The organism is Clostridium puniceum, assembly GCF_002006345.1.
Classification (GTDB): Bacteria; Bacillota; Clostridia; order Clostridiales; family Clostridiaceae; genus Clostridium; species Clostridium puniceum.
Genome location: NZ_LZZM01000065.1, coordinates 1 through 3,258, shown reverse-complemented (window position 1 = coordinate 3,258; position 3,258 = coordinate 1). Strand labels below are relative to the sequence as shown.

1 protein-coding gene is annotated in these 3,258 nt (G+C 28.3%); it reads left to right on the top strand.

The genetic code is table 11. The features are described 5' to 3' along the window. The coding region (locus tag CLPUN_RS05595) for an amino acid adenylation domain-containing protein (RefSeq protein WP_143328984.1) at positions 1-3,258 on the top strand (3,258 nt) is incomplete at both ends.

Sequence of the window (3,258 nt, the reverse complement as noted above, 5' to 3'; positions counted from 1 at the left end):
CCAGTATTTCTATAAGTTTTTCAAAAGAAGAAACGGAACGACTTCTTAGAAAAACAAGTGCAGCCTATAATACTCAAATAAATGATATATTACTTTGTTCCCTAGGATTAGCTGTTAAAGAATGGAGTAGAAATGATAAGGTACTTATAAGTCTAGAAGGTCATGGAAGAGAAGAAATTCTAAAAGATGTTTCTATAGATAGGACAATAGGATGGTTCACGTCTATGTATCCAGTAATTCTAGATATGACTTACAATGAAGATATATCATATTCTATTCAATATACCAAAGAAACTCTAAGACATATACCTAACAATGGGGTAGGTTATGGTATATTGAAATATTTGACAAATAACCAAAATAATAAGGATATTTCATTTAAATTAAAACCAGAAATAAGTTTTAATTACCTTGGAGAATTTGTATATAAGGAAAGCAAAGATTCATTTAGGTATTCTGAATTAACAGGTGGTATGGCTGTTTCAACTGCAAATAAAAAATTAAATTCTATAGAAATAAATGGGCTTGTTTCAGAAGGAAAATTAGAATTATTTTTAAATTATAGTACTAAGGAATATGAGGAAGAGACAGTAGCTAATTTATTAGAAGGATATAAGAGAAATTTAATTAAAGTTGTAGAGCATTGTGAAAGTAAGAAAGAAACACAAAAAACACCTTGGGATTATGGAGATAATGAGTTAAGCATAGAAGATTTAAATAAAATATTATCTAGTGAAAAAGATATAGAAAAAATTCATTCTTTAGCACCTATGCAGGAAGGTATGCTGTACAATTTAATACTTGATAAAAAATCTCATGCATATTTTGAGCAAAGCGTATTTACTCTTGAAGGAACATTAAGAGTAGAAATATTAAATAAAGTATTTAATACTCTTATAGAAAAATATGAGGTATTAAGAACCGCATTTTTCTATGGCGATATAAGTAAACCTAAGCAGGCAGTTTTAAGTAAAAGGGAAATGTTAATAAATTATGAGGATATAACCACTTTAGAGGATTCAAAGCAGGAAGAATATATAGAAAACTTTAAAAGGCAGGATAGAGATAAAGGATTTGATTTAAACAATGACTGCTTAATTAGGATATCAGTAATAAAGACAAAAGATAATAGATATAAATTGATTTACAGTTTCCATCATATAATTATGGATGGCTGGTGCATAGGAATTATAATGAACGACATAGTTAATATGTATAAAGCGTTATGTGAAGAAAAAGAAATAACAATTGGTAGAACTGAATCTTATAGTAATTATTTAGAATGGCTTGATAAACAAGATAAAGTTGAAACTTTAGAATATTGGAAGAATTATCTTGAAGGATATGAGCAGGAAGCAGTCATTCCTAAAATGAATAAAAAGTCCCAAAACTTTAATCCTGAAGAAGAAGAAATTATACTAGATGATGCTTTAACAGGAAAATTGAAAAGCATGGCAGAAAAAAACAGCATAACAATGAATGCTGTAATTCAGACTGCATGGGGGATATTGCTGCAGAAGTATAATAATACTGATGATGTAGTGTTTGGATCAGTAATTTCAGGAAGACCAAGTGAAATTACTGATATAGAAAACATGGTAGGTCTTTTTATAAATACAGTACCTATAAGAGTAACAAACAGAGAAGATATTCAGTTTAGAGAATTAGCTCAAAAATTAAATAAAGACTTTATTGAAGCGAATATGTATGGATATTGTTCATTAGCAGAAGTGCAAGCTTTAACTGATATGAAGAATAAACTTATAAATCATGTTACTGTATATGAAAATTATCCTATTAATGAGGAAATGATGAATTCTCATAAGAATAAAAAATCAGAACTAAGTATTATAGGTGTTGAAAGCTTTGAACAAACAAATTATGATTTAGAGCTTGTAATAATACCAGGAAATCAACTAAATATAAAATTAACATATAACAGTAGTGTTTATGATAAAAAAGTAATTGGAGAAATGTTAATTAAAGTCTATAATATTCTAAACTTTATATCTAATAAGCCAGAGTGTAGGTTAACTGAAATAGATATAATAACAAGGGAAGAACAAGAAAAATTATTATATGAATTTAATAATACAAAAACAACTTATCCAAAGGAAAAAACTATACAAGAATTATTTGAGGAACAGGTAGAAAAGAGTCCTAATAATATTGCAGTAACATTTAATGGAAAAGAATTAACTTATAAAGAGCTAAATGAAAAATCAAATTCTTTAGCAAGGCTTTTAAGAGAAAAAGGAGTATCCTCAGAAAAAATTGTAGGAATAATGGTAGAGAGATCCTTAGATATGATAGTAGGGATAATGGGTATATTGAAGGCCGGAGGAGCTTACCTACCTATAGATCCTGAATATCCAGAGGAGAGAATAAGCTATATGCTAGAAGATAGTAGCGCTCAGATTTTATTAACTAAAAAAAGTTTGTTAAAAGATATAAACTTTGAAGGTGAAATAATAGATTTAGAAAATCAAGAAAATTATGCTGCTAGCAAAGAAAACATAGAAAAAATAAATACTTCTAGAGACCTTGCTTATATAATATATACCTCAGGATCAACAGGAAAGCCTAAAGGCACCAAAATAATGCATTATAGTGTAACTAGAGTTGTAAAGAATACTAACTATATTTCTATAGACCAAGAGGATATAATTTTGCAGTTATCAAGTTATGCTTTTGATGGATCCGTATTTGATATATATGGAGCACTGTTAAATGGAGCTAAGCTTGCCATGATTGATAAGGATAGTTTGCTTAATATAGATAAACTCTCATATTTCATACAATACAACAAAGTAAGCATATTCTTTATAACAACAGCTTTATTTAATACATTAGTAGATAATAAAATAGAATGCTTAAAAAATATAAGAAAAGTATTATTTGGAGGAGAAAGGATATCAATATTACATGCTAAGAAGGCACTAGATTACATGGGAAAAGATAAGATAATACATGTATATGGTCCAACAGAAAGTACTGTTTTTAGTAATTATTACTTTATAAATAGTGTAGATGAAAATGCAGATAATGTCCCAATAGGAAGGCCTCTAAGTAATTCTACTGTATATATATTAGGAAAAAATAATGAACTTAAACCAATAGGTATTCCAGGGGAATTATGTGTTGGCGGTGATGGTGTTGCAAGAGGATATTTAAATAATTTAGAGTTAACTAGAGAAAAATTTGTAGACAATCCTTTTGAACTGGAGACAAAAATGTATAAGACAGGAGATTTGGCAA